At 44.7% G+C, this 22,111-nt stretch carries 17 protein-coding genes and 1 pseudogene; 7 read left to right on the top strand and 11 right to left on the bottom strand.

Translation table 11 applies throughout. The features are described from left to right. Positions 1-5: 5 nt before the first annotated feature. The 5 genes from ACTW1R_RS05810 to ACTW1R_RS05790 form a co-directional block, all read right to left on the bottom strand. Complete coding sequence (locus tag ACTW1R_RS05810; RefSeq protein WP_034857624.1) at positions 6-413, bottom strand: MarR family winged helix-turn-helix transcriptional regulator; 408 nt, start codon at positions 411-413, stop codon at positions 6-8. A gap of 209 nt (positions 414-622) precedes the next feature. Further along, positions 623-3,289, bottom strand: coding sequence for a cation-translocating P-type ATPase (locus ACTW1R_RS05805; RefSeq protein WP_128489497.1), 2,667 nt, complete (start codon positions 3,287-3,289; stop codon positions 623-625). 765 nt (positions 3,290-4,054) lie between these two features. Next, positions 4,055-4,969 (bottom strand): cation diffusion facilitator family transporter, encoded by a 915-nt coding sequence (locus tag ACTW1R_RS05800; RefSeq protein WP_128488898.1) that lies wholly within the window; start codon positions 4,967-4,969, stop codon positions 4,055-4,057. Positions 4,970-5,146: 177 nt separating this feature from the next. After that, the gene (locus ACTW1R_RS05795) at positions 5,147-6,286 is read right to left on the bottom strand and encodes an LCP family protein (RefSeq protein ID WP_086292080.1); all 1,140 of its coding nucleotides are present in this window, start codon (positions 6,284-6,286) and stop codon (positions 5,147-5,149) included. A gap of 193 nt (positions 6,287-6,479) precedes the next feature. Further along, positions 6,480-6,944 carry a VOC family protein gene (locus ACTW1R_RS05790; protein WP_489927501.1) on the bottom strand — a complete coding sequence of 155 codons (465 nt, stop codon included), beginning with the start codon at positions 6,942-6,944 and terminating at the stop codon, positions 6,480-6,482. 77 nt (positions 6,945-7,021) lie between these two features. Here ACTW1R_RS05790 and ACTW1R_RS05785 point away from each other — a divergent pair, with 77 nt between their 5' ends. From ACTW1R_RS05785 to ACTW1R_RS05765, 5 genes are all read left to right on the top strand, one after another. After that, positions 7,022-7,954 carry a helix-turn-helix transcriptional regulator gene (locus ACTW1R_RS05785; protein ID WP_489927500.1) on the top strand — a complete coding sequence of 311 codons (933 nt, stop codon included), beginning with the start codon at positions 7,022-7,024 and terminating at the stop codon, positions 7,952-7,954. Positions 7,955-8,035: 81 nt separating this feature from the next. Next, a complete protein-coding gene (locus ACTW1R_RS05780) occupies positions 8,036-8,395 on the top strand; it encodes a hypothetical protein (protein WP_489927499.1) in 360 nt (119 codons plus the stop codon). A gap of 149 nt (positions 8,396-8,544) precedes the next feature. Further along, complete coding sequence (locus tag ACTW1R_RS05775) at positions 8,545-9,084, top strand: GNAT family N-acetyltransferase (protein WP_489927498.1); 540 nt, start codon at positions 8,545-8,547, stop codon at positions 9,082-9,084. Between the two features lie 15 nt (positions 9,085-9,099). Then, on the top strand, positions 9,100-10,830 hold the full coding sequence (locus tag ACTW1R_RS05770) for an ABC transporter ATP-binding protein (protein ID WP_010747847.1): 1,731 nt from the start codon (positions 9,100-9,102) through the stop codon (positions 10,828-10,830). Beyond that, complete coding sequence (locus ACTW1R_RS05765) at positions 10,827-12,581, top strand: ABC transporter ATP-binding protein (protein ID WP_489927497.1); 1,755 nt, start codon at positions 10,827-10,829, stop codon at positions 12,579-12,581. Before ACTW1R_RS05770 ends, ACTW1R_RS05765 begins: the two co-directional genes overlap by 4 nt. Positions 12,582-12,648: 67 nt before the next feature. On the opposite strand, the gene ACTW1R_RS05760 is transcribed toward ACTW1R_RS05765, so the two are convergent. The 6 genes and pseudogenes from ACTW1R_RS05760 to ACTW1R_RS05735 all read right to left on the bottom strand — a co-directional run bounded on the left by ACTW1R_RS05760 (position 12,649) and on the right by ACTW1R_RS05735 (position 18,656). Continuing rightward, on the bottom strand, positions 12,649-12,921 hold the full coding sequence (locus ACTW1R_RS05760) for a GNAT family N-acetyltransferase (protein ID WP_060793047.1): 273 nt from the start codon (positions 12,919-12,921) through the stop codon (positions 12,649-12,651). Beyond that, entirely contained in the window at positions 12,909-13,187 is a 279-nt protein-coding gene (locus ACTW1R_RS05755; protein ID WP_015509363.1) for a (4Fe-4S)-binding protein, read from the bottom strand. Before ACTW1R_RS05755 ends, ACTW1R_RS05760 begins: the two co-directional genes overlap by 13 nt. Positions 13,188-13,378: 191 nt before the next feature. Beyond that, positions 13,379-15,571 (bottom strand): alpha-galactosidase, encoded by a 2,193-nt coding sequence (locus ACTW1R_RS05750; RefSeq protein WP_489927496.1) that lies wholly within the window; start codon positions 15,569-15,571, stop codon positions 13,379-13,381. Positions 15,572-15,611: 40 nt separating this feature from the next. Then, a pseudogene (locus tag ACTW1R_RS05745) lies at positions 15,612-16,427 on the bottom strand (carbohydrate ABC transporter permease); the annotation flags it as partial. A 2-nt stretch (positions 16,428-16,429) separates the two neighbouring features. Further along, a complete protein-coding gene (locus ACTW1R_RS05740; RefSeq protein WP_010747841.1) occupies positions 16,430-17,305 on the bottom strand; it encodes a carbohydrate ABC transporter permease in 876 nt (291 codons plus the stop codon). Positions 17,306-17,366: 61 nt separating this feature from the next. Further along, on the bottom strand, positions 17,367-18,656 hold the full coding sequence (locus ACTW1R_RS05735) for an ABC transporter substrate-binding protein (RefSeq protein ID WP_096741405.1): 1,290 nt from the start codon (positions 18,654-18,656) through the stop codon (positions 17,367-17,369). Positions 18,657-18,824: 168 nt separating this feature from the next. Between ACTW1R_RS05735 and ACTW1R_RS05730 the strand changes: the two genes are divergently transcribed. Both ACTW1R_RS05730 and ACTW1R_RS05725 read left to right on the top strand, forming a co-directional pair. Next, a complete protein-coding gene (locus ACTW1R_RS05730) occupies positions 18,825-20,348 on the top strand; it encodes a response regulator transcription factor (RefSeq protein ID WP_325837641.1) in 1,524 nt (507 codons plus the stop codon). Next, a complete protein-coding gene (locus tag ACTW1R_RS05725) occupies positions 20,345-22,048 on the top strand; it encodes a sensor histidine kinase (RefSeq protein WP_270290598.1) in 1,704 nt (567 codons plus the stop codon). The genes ACTW1R_RS05730 and ACTW1R_RS05725 overlap by 4 nt, the downstream gene beginning before the upstream one ends. The last annotated feature ends 63 nt before the right edge of the window (positions 22,049-22,111 follow it).

Raw genomic sequence — 22,111 nt, 5'->3', positions numbered from 1 at the left:
TTCTTTCATGGAACTAATTTCATAAGTAATGTTAGAAGCTGTGCTTCTTCTTTTTCGGTCAAATTGATGCCTAACGACTCCTCAGAGCTGGCATGCTTTGAAGCACAACTAGCCAAATCGGCTTGTGCTTTCGGTGTCAAAGAAACAAAAATCTCGCGGTTATTGTCTTTGTTTCGTTCCCGTGTCACAAATTGTTTTTCTTCGAGAATCTTCAAATGCCGCGTGACCGCTGCACTATCGATCTTCAATTCATTCTGTACTTGATTTTGGGTACAGCGTCCTTGCTCATTCAAAAACTGCAGCAACTGATAACGGGTCAGACTAAAGCCAGTCTCTTTTTCAAAGATCGCCGTTAATTCTTGATTCACGATTTTCATCCGATACAGCAATCCGCTTAGCTCACGTAAATTCATTGCATAAACCGCTCCTTTCATCATTGACTTGTCAACTGTTGACTAGTCAAGTATAAACTATTTTCTTTTGCTTGTAAAGAGTAAGCAAAAAAGACCCGCTGCTAGGCGAACCTCATCAAGAATCGAAACAGAAATTCTTTGATAAAGGTACACCATCAGGCTGCGGGTCTTCGTGACTCCAGTTTTGAGAAAATACGGTAGAATTTATTTTATTTTAATTGGAAGAGTTTCTTCAAGCCCATCACGATCAGTGTAGAGATCGCTGCAGCAGCGAAGATAATGCCCCACGTGCCAGCTTGAATCGGCATCGTATCCAATAGCTCATTCATAAACGGTACATAGACCGCTGAAAGCTGTAAGCCGACGGAAAGGAGCAATGCCCCCATCAATGGTTTGTTTTTCAAGAGGGTTTTGTCTAAACCAAAGCCGCTGCTCTTACGAACGTTGAAAATATGCATCAATTGCGCCACTGCCATAAAGGTAAAGGTTGCTGTTTGTGCATAAAGCAACTCGTGATCCGTCAGCATCAGGAAGTTGAAGAAGCCAAACGCCACCAAACCAATCACGACCCCACTTAAAATGATGCGTCCTAAGAAACGCTTGTTAACGAGGCCATCAGCTTTCGACCGTGGCTGGCGCTTCATAATGTCGTCTTCAGCTGGTTCAAAGGCTAATGCCATGGCTGGAGCAATATCGATGACTAGATTCAAGAAAAGGATATGCAGCGGTTGGATCGGCATGGGCATCAAGAAAATGACACTTAAAAAGATCGTCACGATCTCAACCATATTACAAGAGAACAGGAAGGAAACATATTTTTTGATGTTGTCAAAAATGATGCGTCCTTCTTTGATAGCATCGACGATCGTTCCAAAACGGTCATCCGTCAAAATCATATCGGAAGATTCTTTGGCTACTTCTGTCCCCCGAATCCCCATGGCGATCCCGATATCGGCGCCGTTGAGTGCTGGCGCATCGTTGACCCCATCGCCAGTCATTGAAACGATATCGCCTTCTTCACGCAACGCTTCCACAAGCTGTAATTTATTTTTTGGTGAAACTCGAGCAAAGACAGCGACTTCTTCGATTTTTTCGTTAAAGCCTTCTTGCCCTGCCAATTCATCGATCTCACGACCCGTCATGGTTTTTTCATGGTCTTTTAAGCCAATTTCTTTGGCGATCATGGATGCCGTCTTCGGATGGTCCCCAGTGATCATTTTCACTCGGATCCCCGCTTCTTGTGCAACCTTCACTGCTTCTTTGACATCTGTTCGCGGCGGATCGACGATGCCCGCAAAGCCTTGGATCTTGATTTCCTGCAGTGCTGCTTTCAGCTCTGCTTCGTCCGTTCCACCTTGATAATCCTTGATGCAACCGACAGCGATCACCCGCTGCCCATGACTGGCTAACGTGTCATTGTATTCATGAAGCTGTTCTTTTTCTTTGGCATCAGCATCGGCTAAATCAATCAAGACATCTGGTGCCCCTTTGATGATCAATGTTCGTTGCTTTCCTTCATACACGGTCACCATGTATTTGTTGTCGGAATCAAAGGGCATTTCTGCGATTTTCTTCAGCCCGCTGTCCTGCTCTTTTTGGCGATCGATGCCGATTTTTTGACCTAAAACGACGAACGCCCCATCTGTTGGATCACCGAGGATCTCGTATTGCCCTTCGTTTTCACGTAAGGTGGCGGTGGTACATAAAGCACCGTTTTCGATCATCCCTTGCAGCGCATCATGATTGGCTGCATCGATCTCGGTTTCATCCTCCGAGTTTGCCTTGTAAAATTTTCCGTTGGGTTCATACCCATTTCCTGTAACTTTGAACATTTCTCCTGAACCTAAAATGATCTCAGCAACCGTCATTTGGTTTTCTGTCAGCGTCCCCGTTTTGTCACTGGCAATAATACTGGTGGCGCCCAGGGTCTCAACAGCTGATAACGATTTGACCAGTGCTTTGTGCTCGGCCATCGTCCGCATGCCTCGGGACAATGTGATGGTCGAAACGGCTGGCATTGCCTCAGGTATCGCTGCGACCGCCAAAATAATCGAGATATGGATCATTTCGACAAATGGTTGATTCGTCAAGACCCCAGCGATCAAAACTGCCACCGCAGCAAAAAGCGCGGCAATAATGATTGCTTTTCCTAGCTTGTCCAATTCGATATCTAACGGCGTTTGACGCTTTTTGTCACCCGTCAGCATGTCACTGATTTTTCCGACCTCAGTCTTCATACCGGTTTCTGTCACTACAGCATAGGCATTTCCCCGAGTTGCCGCAGTTCCTGCGAAAACGACATTGCGGCGATCACCTAGCGGAACATCTTCTTCATAGGTTTCTCGTGCATCTTTTTCAACAGCTTCTGACTCACCGGTCAGCGCTGATTCGATGCAGGCAAAGTTGCTCGTTTCAAGTAAGCGGGCATCTGCCGCAATGGCATCCCCTTCTTCCAGAACGAGAATATCGCCTGGAACGATTTTTGCCGACTCGATCTCCATTACTTCTCCATCACGAATCACTTTTGCGGTAGTGTAAATCATGCTTTGAAGAGAATCAATTGATTTTTGTGCTCGTAACTCTGTGATAAAACCTGTCATTACAGCAATCACCACGGCAATCAATACTGCAATTCCTTCAATCGTTTCCCCCATCGCAAAAGAGAGTAACGCAGCTGCTAGCAATAAATAAACAATCAAGTTGTTCAAGTTATGCCACAGCAATTCCCATACAGAAAGGGATTCTTGTTGCTGGATCGTGTTTTCTCCGTATTTTTCTAAGCGTTTGTCGGCTTCTTTCCCGCTTAGGCCTTGCTTGCGGTCACTTTCAAAATGTTTCAAGGTCTCTTCAGTCTTTTGCTGGTAAAATTTTTCCATCAAATTCCTCCTTTTAATTGTAAACTTCTTGCCGAGGGTTTCCACGTTTCTGAAGGGATAAATCGGTACAGATACCTTGCACAGTCATTTTTTGATTTGAATCGGTTCAGACGATCGCTGAATGAAGGGAATATAACCAATAAGAAAAGCAAGCGCAGGTTGACTGGCTGAGGGAAAAGGTATGTGTGTTGAGCATCGATCATTTTGCGAGCAATGAAGTCGCTTCTTTTAATCGTCGCAAGTGATCTTTCTATGTACGTACTTTGTGAAAAAACCATCCGGCCTACTTCTAACCTATCATGAATGAAGATGTTCGCAAAGGATTTTGCTTCACAAGTGGTGTAAAAAAACAGTCGTAACAAAATTAGCACCACCGCTTTTGGTGACGATTGGGCAGCATGTCAGTAATGCCAAACAGGTACTCATTTCGGTGTTTTCTTAATAATCTAAGCTTTTGCTATGTTGTGATTTACAATGTTACAACTCTAGCAAAAAAATAACTTTAAAAAGAGAACGCTTGCTGTCTTTACTTTATTTTAACAAAAAACAACAAACTTTTGAACAAAAAAAATGTTTATTGCTAAAAAAATAATTGAATTACGACCTCTCGCTGACATTCTCCTTCCTGATCGCCAGAAAAGGTTGAAGCAAAACAAGCCATTGATCCATTGTGTTCATATAAAACAAGCACGCCAATACCCCAAAAAGCATTCCTCGTTTGAATGATAAATCACCAACCGAGGAATACTTCGTATCTATTCTATTTTAAGAGGGAACTTCCTCACTCTCGATGTAGCAATAAACTCGCAGATCAGGCAAAGCCTGTTTGATCCGCTGTTCGATGGTATCGATAAATACGCTTGGTTCTTCGGGTCCTAGCTTCAAGGTAAGGTCGGCGACGATCAAAAGTTCTTCTGGGCTTAGATGGAGGGTTCGCAAATCTTTGATTTGAATGATGGCAGGGTCGGCTAAAATTTGTTTGATCGCCATTAAATCAGAAGCAGAAGCGCCTTCTCCAATCAAGAGGCTATAAAATTCTTTGGCTAAAAAGACAGCAGCAGCAATCAGCAACAATCCACCCAAAATGCCGCCGAGGGAATCAAATATCGGATTATCCGTCAATGCGGTCAATAAGATTCCTGCGATGGCGATCGTCACACTACCTAAGGCAAACAAATTTTCCGTGAAGCCTAAAAGCAGATCGGAATCGCGGCTTTCTTTTAAGAAACGGACGAGGGGCTGTTTTTGCTTGTTTTGTTCTTTGACTTCTTGCCACCCCTCTTGAACAGCTGTCACTTCAATGAACAAACTGACAAATAAGATCGCTGCCACCAGCTGGAGCTGTTCCACTTCGTGGGTGGGGTCTAGCAGATCACGGCTGGCTTCAACAACCGCTAAAATCCCACCACCTAAAAAAACTGTCATGGCAACTACAGTACTAAAAAAATAGGTCGCTCGTCCTTCACCAAACTGATGCAGTTCGCTGCGTCCTCGCTGTGCTCGGTTTTCACCGATGGCTAGAAGTCCTTGATTGATGCAATCGATCAGACTATGGATACTTTCGTTCATCAAGACAGCACTGCCGCTAAAGAAGTAGCCGATGGCTTTCATGATCAACCCTAAGACATGGGTCAGCAAAACGATTCTACGGGCTTTTTGCTCTTGCTGTTTTTCCATCATACTTCCTCCTTCGGTGTCGGACTCGCTGTAACAATCTGTCTCTTTTCTTAAGCATAGCACTGCACTTCCTAGATGAAAACGAAAGTGGCTTGCGGGTCTGACCTTGTCTTCACTCAGGGTTAAAAAGGACTGAGGGCACAAAAAAAGTCAGGATCGCTCCTGACTTTTTTCTCTTGATTAGTAGCCGGTTCCGTCATCAACGACTTCCGAGCCGTATCCGTCGCCAGTTCCTGCACCGGTTTCGGTTCCTGTATCGGTACCTACGCCGGTTTGGGCTTCTGTATTCGCATCTGCTTGTGTATCTGCGGGTGCTTGACCTAACGCTTTCAACATATCGTTACGAATTTCATTGTAAGAATAGTCCTGAATATATACGATCGATTGTCCATCATAAGATTCCCCATCGTACCATTCAAAGGTATGTTTTTGAATATCGAATCCAGACAACATATTGCCTGCTAAAGATACTAAGTCTTCAAACTTGAAGTTTGTATTCACGTCTTCGCTGACTGAGTCTAAGATTTCTTGGTACTTGGTGACATTATTGATTTTCAAAGCTTGGTGGATCGCTGCTTCAATAACTTCTTGCTGACGATTTCCTCGATCCACATCGGTATCCATTTTACGGATGCGGGCAAAAATCAAGGCTTGTTCACCGTTCAACAATTGACGACCTTCTGGAATCAATGTTTCTCCCGTGTTGTCTGAAGTATATTTCTTGTTGATGTCGTAAGGCACATCAACAGTGATCCCTCCGATGGCATCGATGATTTTCTCAAAACTGGTAAAATTGATGTTTACGTAATAGTCAATTGGCAATTGCAGGTAGTTTTGGACTGTTTCAATCGTTGCGTCTTCCTCACCAATCGTGAATGCACTATTGATCTTGGCGGTAGCAGCAATCGTCCCGGTTCCTGTTCCATCATAAATGTTGGTCCAAATGTCTCGTGGGAGACTGACCATATCGATTTTCTTGTTTTCGCCATCGTACACCATGTAAATCAAACTGTCGGTACGGGCACTGTCCAAATGTTCTGTCTTTTCACGTTCCGCATCATTATCAACACCCATTAACAAGATCCCAAACTTTGAATTCACGTCTGAAGCTTTTAATGAGTTGTCCTGTTTACTTTTATTAGAGCTGATCACAGCGGATTCTTTAAACATTTTATCCACTGAATTTTTTGCTGCATAATACGTATAGCCGGCAAATAAAACGATGCCTGCAATGGCGAAAAGAAAGATTCCTCCAATAATCACGCGTTTGTTGCGCGCTTTGTGGGCTCTTTGCTGTTTATATCTCGTCTTTCTATCCATAGTGCCTCCTTCATTTCTCCTGAATTGCTCTCCCCGATTGTACCAGAATTTTTGCGATCCGCCTATTTTTTTAAGAAGTTTTATTCTTTTTCTGTGAAGTCCTTTAAACATTCCTTAAAAATAATTCTGGGATTGAAAGAAACTTGGATAATTAGTCAACTTCTATGGATATTTTATTAAAAAACGAGTTTTTTCATTCACCCTTTTTGGAGGGATCAACTTCTTTTTCGACAGTCAGCTGAATAATTACACCAAATGGATCGCGAACACTTGCATAAAAAAACGCAAAAGCATTCTCACTTGGTGCTTGGATCGTCTGACTGCCTTTTTGCATCAATCGTTGATAAAGCTTCTGAGCGATTTGGCTCTCCGCTAGCGTCAAACTCAGTGACAAGTGATTGCCTCGCTGAATCGCCTCTCCTTCAACTAATGGATTGTCTGCCAGCTGCAACTGGAAATCTCCGATCTGTAGGATGGAGTGAGAAAGATACTGTTCTTGTCCCGCAAGAATCTCCAGCGTTGGATCAAGTCTCTCACGATACTCCTGGTTGGTGATGGCAAATAAGAGGGTTGCGTCTAGTGTATCTTGATAAAATTGAATGGCTTCTTGGGCTTTGCCGTCTAAGGTTAAAAACAAAGCGATTTTTGGTTCGATCATTTGTTGGTTCCTCCTTTTCTTGTTACCATAAGTGTAACTGTGAATATTGCCAAAACTTGGCACCATTGGAGAAAGAAATGAAAAAATCAGAACGCTTAACACAGGAACTATTGTATTTACAAGGAAAAACCACTTTTCATCTAGCCGATTTGATGGAAACCTTCGCAATCTCCAAACGTACAGCCGTCCGTGATGTCCAATCATTGGAAGAGCTGGGCTTGCCTCTCGTGGTAGAAACCGGTCGTTATGGGGGCTATCAGATTTTGAAAAATCAACTGACCCCGTTGTACTTTGACAAAAATGAACGGTATACCCTTTTCTTTGCTTTGCAGCTTTTACAAAAATTAACCGATTCTCCTTTTGATCGGAGCTATCAAGGGCTAAGGCGAAAATTGTTGCAGTCTTTTTATCAAGGAGACACCGAGTGGTTAGAAAAAATGGAGACGGCGGTTTCGTTTCAAGGGGTGCCTCAATTGACGAGTGCGCCGATCCTCTCAGCGCTTTTTTCAGCGATTGTACAAGAACAGGTCATCCAATTTAGCTATCAGCGTTATCAAAAAACGAGCAAAATCGTTCAGCCCTATCAGCTGGATTTTCGTGCTGGTTACTGGTACTGTTTGGCCTATGATTGTCAAAAGCAGGCTTTTCGCCGCTATCGCTGTGATGCAATGCAGGGACTTGCTCCGACTGAAAAAATAGGCTATACCTTGCAGCAGTTAGCTGAAAAACAGCTGCAGCAACAAGTGTTGACACAAACACTGGGCTATCACATCCGCTTTGATCTATCGGCAAAGGAACGCTTGTGGCAAGAAAAATATCCTGACATGGCAGTGGTGGAACGTTCTAGCGAGCTTTGCTTAGAGGGGCACATTGCCGACAATGAGCTGGGTTTTCTGGCTGATTTTCTCTTGCAATTTGGTCCAACCATCAAAGAAATCCACCCGTTAGTCCTCAAACAAGCGTATACTGAAAACGTTCGGCGGATGCTGCAGCCATTTGCAACGGACTGACCGCTTTCCTGCATTGATTATTGATTATTGATTGCTTGCTTGCGCCGAAACTGATTCTAATTGATAAGGAGTTTTCTACCTATGTTTCTTTTAAATAAAAAAACCTTCCAAGCATTGGCTGCCCCCTATAGGACAGAAGGGGCTACCATCGGCTATGCAAAATGGCAGTCCTTCAACGCCATCACCAGCCGTAGCCTGCTCGTCTTGGATGATCAGCAATTGACGATTTTGGCATTGAATCTTTTCTCGACAAAAGTCGTGCAGCACAAAAGCATACCGCTTGCTGAGCTGAAAAAACAGTACAAAGATCCTGTTGTAGGGATGCTCGTCCCGATTCGCTTTACTTATAAAGGGGAAACCTACCGTTTTCAAATGCAGCGAGTGATCTTGCCCTTGGGCGATTGGCAAAAAACCTTTCTTGCCCGCTGGCAGTCGTGGTAAATGAGCAGCAACTGGCAAGGTTCGTTTCCTAGAAAAAGACTTTTCCAGTGATTTACATTTTTTTTGCAAGAAAATGAACAGATTTTTCAGGGGATGTTTTCGGCTATTTCGTTCTATGGTAAGATGTCCCTAAAGAAATGGAGGCTGTTATGGGTTTTATTGAAAGTGAACGTTTACTGCTCCGCCCGTTCCAAGAAAGTGATTTTGCCGATACCTTTGCTATTTATCGTCAAGCGGAAGTCTGCCGTTTCTTACTTCATGAGCCTTGGCAGACAGAAACGGCAGCGGCGGCTTTTGCCAAAAAATGCCAACAGCACGCCTTGACGGACCAAGCAGGTCTTTCTTTGGCAGTACTACACGACCAAACGGTCATCGGCGATTTGTCGGTATGGTCTACTGGTCAGCCGTCTTCCGTTGAAATCGGCTATGCCTTCCATCCGTCATTTGGCGGACAAGGGTTTGCTCAAGAAGCATTGAAGGAATTATTGGACTGGTTGTTTGCCAGTCAGAAGATCCATCGGGTCCAAGCGACGCTAGACGCCCGCAATCAGGCCTCAGCTAAGCTTTGCCAACGCATTGGATTGCGCCAAGAAGCACATTTTATCCAAGACTGGTGGAACAAGGGGGAATGGACCGATAGTTTGGTTTTTGCCTGTTTAGCCAGTGAATATCCTGCTCATCCGAAATAATTTAGGAGGTTTTTTATGATAAGCTTGTTACGCTACGCCAAGGATTATCGCAAACAGATTATTCTTGGTCCGTTTTTCAAATTTTTAGAAGCGGTGTTTGAATTGGTTCTGCCTTTGCAGATGGCCGCTTTAGTCGATGAGGGCCTACGGCAAAACAATTGGTCGAAGGTCGTTGAAATGACGATCTGGATGATCGTGATGTCCGTGGTAGGCATGATCTGTGCCGTCATCTGTCAGTATTATGCTTCCGTCGCTTCTCAAGGCTTCGGGACGGAATTACGCAATCGTTTGATGAAAAAAATCAACACCCTTTCCCATAGCGAACTGAACTTATTCGGGACGGATACCTTGATCACCCGAATGACCAACGACATCAATCAGATGCAGATTGCTTTGGCGATGCTGATTCGGCTGGTGGTCCGTGCGCCCTTTTTAAGTATCGGTTCGGTGATTATGGCCTTTGTCATTGATTGGCAAGCTGGCTTGATTTTCCTACTCGTCTTACCGCTCTTTTGTATCGTCTTATTCTGGATCATCGCCAAAACCGTGCCATTATATAAGAAAGTTCAAATTCATCTCGACGAATTGAACGAACTAGTGAGTCAAAATTTAAGCGGGATTCGGGTGATTCGTGCCTTTGCCCGCACAAAAACGGAAACAAAACGCTTTGATAAAGCAACTGATGATTTAAGTGATGTCTATTTACGGGTCACAAATCTCTCTGCTTTATTGACGCCTGCCACCACCTTGATCATGAATGTCGGTATTATCGCGTTGTTTTATATCGGTGGATTCAAGGTCAATATTGGCAATTTGCAGCAAGGACAAGTATTGGCACTGGTCAATTACATGAATCAAATGCTCTTAGCGTTGATCGTGGTTTCCAACTTAGTGATCATCTTTACCCGTGCGGCAGCATCTGGTTCACGGATCAACGAAGTGTTAGCCACTGAGCCGTCGATCGGCGACGAACTTTCAGAAGTCTTTATGGATCAGCCGAAAAACAACGTCGGAGCGATTCGCTTTGAGCACGTTGATTTCCGCTTTTCAAAAGAATACGGATTAGCCTTGAAAAACATTGATTTCCAAGTCGCGCCGGGGTCTATTTTAGGTATCACTGGACCAACCGGGAGTGGGAAATCTGCCTTGACCCAATTGATTCCCCGTTTCTACGATGTGGCAGATGGCAAAGTGATCGTTGACGGACACGATGTGCGGAAATGGCCTTTACAGCAATTACGCCAAAAAATCGCCATGGTGCCTCAAACCGCTGTGCTGTTTACGGGAACGATTCGAGAAAACTTGCAATGGGGCAAAAAAGATGCCACCGATGAAGAGTGCTGGCGTGCACTAGAAATCGCTCAAAGCCGCGACTTCGTTGAAGCCTTGCCGCAGCAATTGGATACCCCTATTTTTGAAGGCGGCAAGAACTTTTCTGGAGGACAAAAACAACGGTTAACGATTGCCAGAGCATTGATCGCTAAACCAGATATCTTGATTTTGGATGATTCTTTAAGTGCCCTTGACTATCAAACCGATCTTGATTTGCGGATGGCTTTAAAAGAAAGCATTCGTGGTACGGTCATCATCATCTCCCAACGGGTTCGCTCCATCCAAGATGCGCAGCAGATCTTAGTCTTAGACCAAGGGAATTTGGTAGGCAAAGGGACCCATGAAGAGCTACTGGCAACGTCAAAAGAATACCAAGAAATCGTGGCATCACAGGCAGAGGAGGAAGAAGCATGAAAAAGAAATCATTCGATTGGTCGGCCTTTCGTCGCTACCTCCCTTATTTGACTGCCTACGCGAAGGAAACTTGGGCAGCAGTTGTCCTCGGGATCGCTGCTGGTGTTTCCTCGGTTTATATGACGTATCAGATCGGTCAAGCCGTCGATCAGCTGATAGGTGCCGATCAAGTGCAGTTCAGCGCCCTCTATCGTATTTTGCTTTTGTTTGCCGGAGTGGTTTTAGTGACTGTGGTCAGTCAATGGTTGATCCAGCGACTAGGCAACCGCGTGGCGTATTTATCCGTCGCCGACTTACGTAAAAAAGGCTTTGCCCATCTCAATACATTGCCGTTGCGCTATTATGACCAAAACTCCCACGGCAACATCGTCAGTCGTTTTACCAACGACATGGACAACATTTCCATTGCCGTCGCTGCAGTCTTTAACCAATTGTTCTCTGGTATTTCGGTTGTCTTGATCGCCTTAGTCGTCATGCTGCAAATGAGTGTGCCCTTAACGTTGGTCGTATTGGTTTCGACCCCGATCATCTTTTTGGTCAACTGGATCGTGGCACGAACGTCTCAATCGCATTTTGCTCGCCAACAAGAAATCGTCGGCGAAATTTCTGGCTTTGTTACGGAAATGATCGGCAATCAAAAAATCGTCAAAGCCTTTGATCGAGAAACCATCAACCAAAACCGTTTTGAAACGATCAACCAAGAATTGAATGTCCGGGGGCAAAAAGCACAGTTTTCTTCTTCTTTGACCAATCCCCTTTCACGATTCGTCGATCACTTGGCGTATCTGTCAGTCGGCTTTGTCGGCGGTCTGCTTTACTTTTCTGGTTCAGGTGCCGTCACGGTTGGGGTGATCTCCAGCTTTACGATCTACTCCAGTCAGTTTTCGAAACCATTCATTGAATTGTCGGGAATTACCACCCAGATCCAAACGGCATTAGCTGGACTTTCAAGAACCTTTGAGCTATTGGATCAAGAGCCCGAAACAGCCGATGATCAAGAATCTCAATCACTGGGTGAGATCAAAGGCGAGATTGCCTTTGAGAAGGTTTCTTTTGCTTATGATCCTGGTCAAAAATTGATCGAAGATTTCACTTTTACCGCAAAACCTGGAGAAACCGTCGCGATCGTCGGAAAAACTGGTGCTGGTAAATCGACGTTGGTCAATTTATTGATGCGTTTCTATGATGTCGATAAAGGGGCAATCAAGATCGATGGCACCGATATTCGTCAGTTGAAACGAGAAGAATTACGGCAAAGCTTCGGAATGGTCTTGCAGGATACGTGGCTCTTTGATGCCTCTTTACGAGAAAACCTGCAATACGGCAATGACACTGCCACAGATGAAGAAATCTACGATGCCTTAAAGCATGCCTATATGTATGAGTATGTGATGCGCTTACCAGAAACACTAGATACACCGATCGGTCATCAAGGGATCAAGATCTCTGACGGGCAACGGCAGCTCTTGACGATCGCCCGCACGATGATCAGCAACCCACCCATGCTGATTTTGGATGAGGCAACCAGTTCGGTTGATACTCTGACTGAGAAAAAAATCCAAGATGCTTTCTTGAAAATGATGGAAGGCAAAACCAGCTTTGTGATCGCCCATCGCTTATCAACGATTCGAGCAGCAGACAAGATCCTGGTGATGGATGCCGGTCAAATCGTGGAGCAAGGAACCCATGAAGAATTACTGGCAGAACAAGGCTATTACTATCGCCTGTACCATGCTCAATTCCAACATTGATCAGCCATACCACAACCCCCCCTCAGCTCAAAGGTACCTGCTTGAGCTGACGGGGGTCTTTTTTTATTTATTGGTTCCAAACATCGGCATATTCTGGTTTGCGTTCAAATTCTTTTTTGGCAAAGGGACACAAAGGAATGATTTTCTTTTGTTCTTTGCGGGCTTTTCCCACCCCTTTTGCCACTAATTTTTCGGCCAGACCTTGGCCCCGATAAGCGGGATCGACAAAGGTATGGTCTATGATCAAGCGCGTTTCCCCCGCTTCCGACCACGTCATTTCACCGATTTCTTTGTCGCCGTCTTTTAACACAAATCGAGTATTTTCTTCTAAGATTTCCATGGTTCTTCCTCCTTCAATATGTACTTTAATGCACCGCTGGGGCAAGTGTGGATCACTTGTGCCGCTTGCGCTGCTTCCCCGTTATCAGGAATCACCCATGGGCGCCGTCCAACTTCAAAAATAGCGGGATTGCCCCGCACACAGTTGCCGCTGTGGGTGCAGATCTCTTTGTTGTAATAAATATCGATCGCTTCGCCACGATACTTCCGATATCCTGCAGCAATCAACCCTGCTTCTGTTTCCTTGCCTAGTGGCTGTTCGTCCATGTTGAACACCCTCCTCTTATTGATTGTCAGAAGCAAACTGCCTGCCTCCTCCTTCATCATACGACTTCTCAAGAAAAAAATAAATCATTTGTTCAAAAATAACCTCTCAGTTGCCGATCATTAGCCAAAAGCTTGCGGCAGCACAATAAAGCGTCCCGTCAAAACATGTTGCTTTGACAGGACGCTGATTTTCATTCGTGAGGCGCTTTTGCAACAAAATGAAACCGCTGCGTGGCGTAATCCCCTGCTAAATGAGGATCGATATACAACCCGAGCTGCATCAATTCATCGCCACCGAAGGTCTCTCCCCCACTTTGATAGGTAAGGTCTGGATCTAAGCCAGCCAGCTTTAAAGTAACCAATGGTGCAGAGGCTTCGGCTAAGACTCGGAAGTAAAAGACGATCGCTTCTTTTTTATCTGGGGAAACATACAGCCAGGCGGCGTCATTGCCTTCATAAGGGCTGAGCAGTCGAACAAAGCGGCCCAACTGCAGCAGGCGCCGATGTTTTTTATAAAAAGCGATTTGTTCTTTGATCTGCGCTTTTTCCTCTTGTGTCAGCTGTGTTAAATCAAGCTCATAGCCCAGCAAGCCAGACATTGCAGCATTGCCACGAATCGCTAGATCCGTTGCCCGTTGGGTCTGATGGTTCGGGATCGCTGAGACATGGGCACCCATGGTGGATGGCGGATAGACCAGACTGGTTCCGTATTGGATCTTCAGGCGGGCGATGGCGTCGGTGTTGTCGCTGGTCCAAATCTGCGGCATATAATACAAGAAGCCAGCATCAAAGCGCCCACCGCCACCAGAACAGCCTTCAAACAGGATCGTTGGATAGGCAGTGGTCAGTTTTTCCAGAAATTCATACAAGCCCAGCAGATAGCGATGTGCAACCTCCCCTTGCTGGGCAGGATCGAGGAGCAAGGAATAGACATCCGACAGACTGCGGTTCATGTCCCATTTGATATAGTCGATGGCAACCGTATCAAACAGTTGGGATAATTGCTGATAGAGATGGTCTCTGACATCTTGTCGAGAAAAGTCCAACACATACTGACTGCGGCTAAGCGCTGGCTTGCGATTTGGTACTTGTAACAGCCAATCGGGGTGCTGTCGGTTCAGTTCACTGTCGCCCGAAACCATTTCTGGTTCCAGCCAAAGCCCGAATTGCAGCCCTTTGTTATGGACTTTTTGGGCAAATCCTGCCAAGCCAGAAGCTAGCTTGCCTTCGTTTTCAAACCAATCGCCTAATGAGGTTTGGTCATCTTCTCGCTGACCAAACCAGCCGTCATCCAAAACAAACAGTTCGATTCCCAGCTCCTTGGCTTCATCAACGAGGGCATCTAGCTTTTCTTCATTGAAATCAAAGTACGTTGCTTCCCAGTTATTGATCAGGATCGGCCGTTCTTGCTTTTTGTATTTACCCCGAATCAAATGCTCATCATAAAAATCATGATAGGTGGCTGACAGCTGATTCAAGCCCGCATCACTATAAGCAATCACGGCTTCTGGGGCTTGAAAGCTTTCAGTTGGCGGCAATTGCCAGGCAAATTGATGGCTGTTGATCCCCATGATCACACGAGTTTGTTGGTAAGGATCTTTTTCGATGATGGTTTCATGATTGCCGCTATATAGCAAGCTAAAACCAAAACACTCCCCAGCAAACTCCGTAGCATTAGGTTCCAGCAAGACGGCAAAGGGATTTTGCTGATGGCTGCTGGAACCCCGCTTGCTGTCTAAACGCTTGATGCCGCGATGGATTGGTTCTCGAGTCACTTGGCGTTCCTTCGCCCACGCCCCTGGCAAGTGGATCAAATCAAAGGGACGGTTAGGAAAATCCAGGGATTGACTCGCCAGCTGTTCGATGATAACAGGCTGGTTTCCGTGGTTGATTATTTTACTTGAGCGGACGATCACTGCCGCCTCCTCAAAAATCGTGTAAAACAATTGCAGTTCGAGTCCCGCCACATCATCTTTTAAGGACAGAATCAGTGTTTCGATGCCGTCGTTGGCCCCATGGGTCTGAGGCAATCCTGCTAAGGCTGGTTTGCCTTGTTGAATCTGGTAATCACTAAAGACAAAATGGCTGACTCGGCTGCCGTCAGACTGGCGAATCGTATAGGCAGCTTCTCGAAAGTCCCCGAAGCCATTACCAGGAAACTCTAGCATCAAGGTGTCTAATGAGAAAAGCCGATCGCTACTGTCTGGGGGATTAGGTGAAAAGGACCGATCAAGGCGTGGGTAGCGATAGCCACCAGAATAATGGGCGATTTTTTTCCCAAAATAAAGGTGCGCCACATTGCCCCCTTCCTCTATCTGTAAGAGATAGCTGATTTGATCGTTGCTTAAATGAAAGACGTTTAATTGTTTGTCAAAAAGAATCATATCGTACCCTCTACTTTGTATTTGTTTGCTGATGCCCCGCTTATTTCACGGAACCCAGCATCCCTTGGACGAATTGTTTTTGTAAAACGAAGAAAATGATGGCCGTTGGCAGTGTGGCGATCACGATGCCGCACATCATCATGCCATAATCAGGGGTATAAGAAGCACCCATAGCCGAAAGAACCAGTGGAACGGTCCGTTTGTCTGGTGATTGTAGGGCAACTAATGGCCACAAATAATTGTTCCAGCTGCCCATAAACGTAATGATCGCAGCAGCTGCATAAGTATTTTTAGCCGTAGGCATGTAGACTCTAAAGAAAATGCTCAGTTCATTCAAGCCATCGATCCGAGCAGCTTCGACTAATTCTCTAGGGAATGCCTTGATGTTTTGGCGGAAAAAGAAAATCAAAAAGGCGGTACAGACTGAGGGCAAAATCACAACAGCGAAGGTATTGATCCCGATCGGTGTGCCGCTAAGCTTGCTGAACATCCGATAGAGCGGGATCATTAGCGCAGCAAAAGGCACCATCATCGACAACAGGAGAATATTAAAGATGCGGTCTTTGGTTTTCGTCCGATAAATCTCAAAGCCATACCCTGCCATGGAGGAGAACAACAGCGCAAAGACGGTCGTAATCACGGCAATCACTGCGGAGTTGCCTAATGCCCGAGTAAAATTCAAATCGGAAGAAAAGAGGTTTTGGAAGTTGATGACAAACTGATCGCCAATCATGATTTTTCCAGCAACGATATCAAAGGTTTGATTGGTCATCCCTAGGATCATCCAAACAAATGGAAAAATAGAGATGAAAGCCAAAATCGCAAGAAAGACGTATTTTAAAGTGAGTGAGATTGTTTTCAATTTTCTTTTCCTCCTATTTTCGTTTGGATGATCGATAAAATCACGATCGCAATCACGATAACAAAGGAGACCGCAGCTGCGTACCCAAAGTTTGGCGTGAATTTGTAACTCAAATTGTAGATATATTGCGACAAGGTCGTCGTGGCATTGGCTGGTCCACCGCCAGTGATATTTTGAACTTCATCGAATAATTGCAGCGTACCGATCGTTGAGGTGATCGTGGTAAATAAGATGATTGGACGCAAGTTGGGAATCGTGATTTTGAAGAATTGATCCCATTTCGTGGCACCATCGATCTCTGCCGCTTCGTAAATACTTGGATCGATATTTTGCATGCCTGAGATGAAAAAGATCATATTGTAGCCAGTCCAACGCCACGTGATGGCAAAAATGATCAGTACTTTTGCCCAGAATGGATCCGTCAACCATTGGATCGGTGCATCGATCAGGTGTAGTTGCGTCAAAAAGTTATTGACTAACCCATTTGCCGAAAAGAGACTTTTCATGATCAAGGAATAAGAAACCAAGGATGTAATACAGGGTAAAAACAAGGCGGTGCGGAATAGCCCTTTAAATTTCAATTTTTTGTCATTCAATATGTTCGATACGATCAGCGCCAAAAAGAGCATGATCGGAACTTGGACTAATAAGTATAAAAACGTATTGCCAAAGGCTTTTTTAAAGGTTGAGTCGCTCAACATCCGCTGATAGTTGCCAAGACCGTTAAAGGTCATCGCTGTCGGTGGTCCTGATTGGAATGACGTGAACAATGCCGAGACCATCGGAATAAAGACCAGCATCGTGATCAAAATGACGGGTAAGGTAATAAAGGCATTGCCGTTTGCAAACCAATTTTTTGTTTTGTTTTTCATTGTAATTCCCCCTTAACACAGAAACTCGCGATCGCTCACGAGTTTCTGCAAAGTTGTTCGATTAGTTTGCAATTTGTGCTTCCACTTGTGATTGTGCTTCTTCTAATACTTTATCGATGTCTTCGCCGTTGATCACTCGTTGCAAGCTTTCAGTCAAGACAGATTCAATGGCATAGGTGTGATTGCCGTAGTTCACGGCTGGAATTTCTTGTGACCATTGAGAGAAATCTTGGAAGACTTTTTGACCGCCATAGAAATCAAGCCCCGACGTATATTCTTCCGTTTCTTCTGCAGCATTCATAGTTGAAACCAAACCGATCTCGGTAGCTAGTGTACCCATCAATTCTTTGTTTGAAGCAAAGGTATTGGCTAAAAAGTCTTTGGCATTTTCTTCGCCGTCAACCCCTTTGATCACGTACCAGCCTGCTCCGCCGATGCTAGAAGCATTGACTGAATTGCTGTTGCCAGCGATAGATGGGATTGGAGCGATCGCCCATTTGCCGCTTTGGTCTTCCGCGCCTTGAATCGTGCTGGAATACCACGCACCAGTTGGCGCAGAGGCGACATTGCCTGATTGAACGGCATTGACTCCGCCATCCCAATCAGAAACTTGTTCAACTAAGCCTTCATTCAACAATGTTGCTAAGACAGTTAGACCGGCTTTGAAGGATTCATTGTCTTTGATGGTTACAGTGGAGCCATCTTCACCGGTATACCATTCGCCTGCCGATTGCATAATGATTCGTGCCAAGCCAAGATCGCTTGGGTCTAACGACATCATAGCGTGACCCGTTTTTTCTTTGACATCTTTGGCGATGCTGATAAAATCATCCCAAGTAATATCTTGGAGATCAGCCTGCTCATAGCCTGCATCGGTCAAATAATCTGTGCGGTAAAATAGTCCTGCGACGCCACTGTCAAATGGCACCCCATAAATGACATCGTCGACTTTATTGACCGCAAATTTATAGCTGGAGAAATCCTCCTCATTCACGATATCCGTTAGATCACTAAACGCATCTGGATAAGAAGAAAGGTATCCTTGGATGCGGTAGTCTTCGATCAAAACGATATTTGGTAGTCCGTCCGTATTTCCAGATGCCAGACTCGTATTTAATTTTTGAACGATATCATCTTGTGACATCGTCACGACTTCCACATCGACATCTTGATTTTCATATACTTTTTTGGCTTCATTGACTGCCTTGATGTTGAAGGTCTCATCCCATGCCCAGACCGTGACTTTGTTTGAGGACTCACCAGAATCCCCAGAGCTTGTGTTGCTGTTTCCGCAAGCCGCCAAAGTCAGCACTGCAGCCGCCGTTACCATCGATGCAAATAGTTTTTTCATTTTTATCCCTCTTTCCTTTTATTTACATGGCTAACTATACACTGGTTTTGTAACCGTATTCAATGATTGTGAAAGAGCTTACTAAATTTGTCCAAAAATAGAAAAAAGTTACAATACCTTTCTTTTTTGAAAGCGTTTATAATAAAGAAGAGATATAGGGGGGATACCATGACTATTTTACGCACGGTCTTAGTCGTTGATGATGAGGCAACGATCCGAGATGGATTGAAACATATGATACGTTGGGAGCAAGAAGGGTTCCGTCTCTTAGGCGATGCAGCGAACGGGCAAGAAGCATTGGCGCTGATCCATGAACTGAATCCCGACATCGTGATCACGGATTTGAAAATGCCACAAATGGACGGTCTTCAACTCACAACGATCATTCAACAACAATATCCAGAAGTCCATTTTTTGGTCTTGAGCAGCTACGATGATTTCCAATACGTCAGTCAGTCTTTTAGAAATGGTGCCGTAGATTATCTTTTAAAACCGACACTGACACCGACACTCTTGTTGAAGACGCTGCACAACATCTCACAAAAGCTGTCACATACAAAAGGCTCCGTGACTGAGGAGACGCAGCTGCAAGAATCGTTGAATCGCTATTTAGCAGGGTATGAAGAACCGTTGGCTCCTTTGGCGGACTACCTTGCATTAGATCAGTCGCAACAGCAAGCCCAAATTTTGACCACCAATTTTAGCGGCTTTCGTGCCAATGATCAGCTGCTGCATGCATTAACGGAATTTACTCAATCACAACCGCAGGTAAAGACGCTCTTTTTTCAAACTAGTAACAAAGATGCCGGCTTAGTGATCAGTTATCCCAAAGGAACGAGTTTTTATTCCTCTTTGAAAGAAACGTTGGAACAATTGCGTTTTACCGAGCCAGACGCCTTCTTTACTCTCAGTGTGCCCTTTCAAAAGATTGAACAGTTGCGGGACCATTTTGTGACCCTTAAAGCCAAAAGCCAAGGACAATCGTTTTTTTATAAACGACAACGGTTGGTGCCAGAACAAGAACTCTTTTTGTACATCGAAAGTGATCGCTTTGATACGAAGAAGTTCTTGCGGGCTTTGTTAGACAACAACTTTTTGTTAGGAATCACCAGAATCGAGGAATATTTTAATGACATGATCTTATCCAATGTCGATCCGACATTCTTAAAACAGCAGGCCAGCAGTATTTTTTACACGTTACTGTCCCGCTTGGAAGAAGAATTTCCCACTGCTCCACGCTTTAGCCGCTTAAAAGCCGAATTTTTGCATGCCATCGGTCACGTGCAGTATTTGGAAGATTTTTCTGATTTGTTGTTGGCGACCATTGATGATATTCGTCAACAGCTGACGACCTTATCACCATTGGATGAAGATGATCTACTCGTTGCGATCCAGCGCTTCATTCAAGACAACTACACTAAAAGTCTGTCTTTGTCTGAACTGGCTGAAACCTTTCATTTTAGTTACACCTATCTTTCGGCTTTTCTTTCTGCGAAACTGAAAATGAGCTTTTCTGAGTATGTAAAGAAAACCCGCTTGGATAAAGCCAAAGAACTACTGACACAATCTGATCTGAATCTATCTGAAATCAGTGAAGCGGTCGGGTATTCGGATATCAGCTATTTTTCTCGCATCTTTAAGAAAGAATGCCAAGTCACCCCATCGAAGTATCGGCGGTTGAATCAATTATGAAAATCAACCAATGGATTCAGAAAAATGAATTATTCAGTCGGATCTTCCTCTTTGTTGTCGTCGGGGTCATTAGTGTTTGTCTGCTAACCGTCGTCGTGATCTATGGTCGCTCGAAAGATGCCTATGTTGCTTCGTACCAGAGTTCCAATCAGCTGCTACTGGAAAAAATCCAAGAAGATTATGAGCGTCTGAACGAGAATATCCATCGGATTTTTGACATCGTCGATGAAAGCAAAGCCGTTGAAACATACTTAGAAGGCGACATGAATCAAGGCCGTACGATTTTAGAATTAAACGAGCAATTAAAAGACACCCGCTCTTTGTTTCAAGACATCCCCTCGAATTTAGTGTTGATTGGGGTCAACGGGGGCACTTTCTTTCAAAACGATGCGGTTCGCAATCAATCAGTAGATGATTTTCTCGCCAGTGCCTTTATCCAGCAGATCAATGACAATGACGCCATCAGTCAATATTATTTCTTGGACCAAGGCTTAAGTACCTCCACCAGCGACTCCCCTGGCTTGATGTACGTGCGCAAATTAATGAAAGAAGAAACGATTTTCGGCTATGCCCTGATTTTCTTAAAAGAATCCGATTTTTCTTCGATCTATCGTCAACTCTTAGATACCAGTCTCCACTCGATCTATATCGTCAATGAGCAAAATCAAATTCTTTCCACTTCTGATCCGAGCCTTTTAGGCAAGCCGTTTGAAGATCGTCTCGTCACGGTCAAAAGAGATACTAGCATCAATCAGCTGCCCCTTTATTCGTATCATTTTACTTTTTACGATGTTTTGGATGAATCGCATCTAGTACGCAATATGAATCTGATCAAGCCAGCTCTTTTGATTTCTGTCGTCAGTATTTTACTCTTTAGTCTGCTGGCATTTTGGATCATCCGCAACATCACCCAACCGATTTATCAGCTGATTGCCAAGCTGCCTGCGGTCACACAAGGCGATTTCAGCGACAAGGTTACCATCAATGGGACGTACGAAACGCGAGAATTGGGGCGTGCCTATAACTTGATGCTAGAGGACTTGGAATCTTATGTCGATCATTTAATGGTTACAGAAGCCGAAAAACGCAAGTTCGAGATCCGCTCGTTGCAAATGCAGATCCAACCGCATTTTGTCTACAACACATTGACTGCCATCAAGTTTTTGATCTGGCAAAACGAACAAGAAGCCGCCACTCAAGCGATTGAAAGCTTTGTCCAATTGTTGCGGCACACCTTTAACCGCAAAGAGATCGTCCCCTTAAAGGATGAGCTAGCGATCGTGGAAGAATACCTTGTGTTAATGAACGTACGTTACGGCAATCGCATCCAGTCAACGATTTTTTCAGAAGATGGCTGCGAAGATATTCTCGTACCGAAGATGATTTTGCAACCGATTATCGAAAATGCCTACCTGCATGCCTTTCCCGAAGAGGATTCAGGATTGATCCAGATTTTTTCTCGCGTCAGTAAGGAAGGCCTGAAAATTGAGATTATCGATACGGGCATCGGGTTCAATGAAGAGCACCCAACCAGCACCGCCAACCATTTTGAACACTATTCGGGTATTGGCTTAGACAATATTGATCAGCGTATCAAGCTGCTCTATGGGGAAAAATACGGATTGACTGTAGAATCACGCATCAACGAAGGAACCACCGTTCGCTTGCTGCTGCCGATCCAGCGGGAGGAACAAAACTGAGCCAAAGAACTAGGTCTGCACTTTGCCGTTAGTTCTTCAATGCTTCGTTCACTACAAAAAACC

The organism is Enterococcus sp. R12 (assembly GCF_058135755.1).
The sequence above is the reverse complement of the archived record's forward strand: the minus strand, read 5'-3'. Positions and strand labels throughout refer to the sequence as shown.

Excerpts from the sequence above, each read along its gene's own strand:
- ACTW1R_RS05785 (WP_489927500.1), top strand. The coding sequence starts at position 7,022 with ATGAAAAAATCAGAACGCTTAACACAGGAACTATTGTATTTACAAGGA.
- ACTW1R_RS05770 (WP_010747847.1), top strand. The coding sequence starts at position 9,100 with ATGATAAGCTTGTTACGCTACGCCAAGGATTATCGCAAACAGATTATT.
- ACTW1R_RS05795 (WP_086292080.1), bottom strand. The coding sequence starts at position 6,286 with ATGGATAGAAAGACGAGATATAAACAGCAAAGAGCCCACAAAGCGCGC.
- ACTW1R_RS05805 (WP_128489497.1), bottom strand. The coding sequence starts at position 3,289 with ATGGAAAAATTTTACCAGCAAAAGACTGAAGAGACCTTGAAACATTTT.
- ACTW1R_RS05750 (WP_489927496.1), bottom strand. The coding sequence starts at position 15,571 with ATGATTCTTTTTGACAAACAATTAAACGTCTTTCATTTAAGCAACGAT.
- ACTW1R_RS05765 (WP_489927497.1), top strand. The coding sequence starts at position 10,827 with ATGAAAAAGAAATCATTCGATTGGTCGGCCTTTCGTCGCTACCTCCCT.
- ACTW1R_RS05800 (WP_128488898.1), bottom strand. The coding sequence starts at position 4,969 with ATGATGGAAAAACAGCAAGAGCAAAAAGCCCGTAGAATCGTTTTGCTG.
- ACTW1R_RS05725 (WP_270290598.1), top strand. The coding sequence starts at position 20,345 with ATGAAAATCAACCAATGGATTCAGAAAAATGAATTATTCAGTCGGATC.
- ACTW1R_RS05730 (WP_325837641.1), top strand. The coding sequence starts at position 18,825 with ATGACTATTTTACGCACGGTCTTAGTCGTTGATGATGAGGCAACGATC.
- ACTW1R_RS05790 (WP_489927501.1), bottom strand. The coding sequence starts at position 6,944 with ATGATCGAACCAAAAATCGCTTTGTTTTTAACCTTAGACGGCAAAGCC.
- ACTW1R_RS05760 (WP_060793047.1), bottom strand. The coding sequence starts at position 12,921 with ATGGAAATCTTAGAAGAAAATACTCGATTTGTGTTAAAAGACGGCGAC.
- ACTW1R_RS05735 (WP_096741405.1), bottom strand. The coding sequence starts at position 18,656 with ATGAAAAAACTATTTGCATCGATGGTAACGGCGGCTGCAGTGCTGACT.
- ACTW1R_RS05775 (WP_489927498.1), top strand. The coding sequence starts at position 8,545 with ATGGGTTTTATTGAAAGTGAACGTTTACTGCTCCGCCCGTTCCAAGAA.
- ACTW1R_RS05810 (WP_034857624.1), bottom strand. The coding sequence starts at position 413 with ATGAATTTACGTGAGCTAAGCGGATTGCTGTATCGGATGAAAATCGTG.
- ACTW1R_RS05780 (WP_489927499.1), top strand. The coding sequence starts at position 8,036 with ATGTTTCTTTTAAATAAAAAAACCTTCCAAGCATTGGCTGCCCCCTAT.
- ACTW1R_RS05755 (WP_015509363.1), bottom strand. The coding sequence starts at position 13,187 with ATGGACGAACAGCCACTAGGCAAGGAAACAGAAGCAGGGTTGATTGCT.
- ACTW1R_RS05740 (WP_010747841.1), bottom strand. The coding sequence starts at position 17,305 with ATGAAAAACAAAACAAAAAATTGGTTTGCAAACGGCAATGCCTTTATT.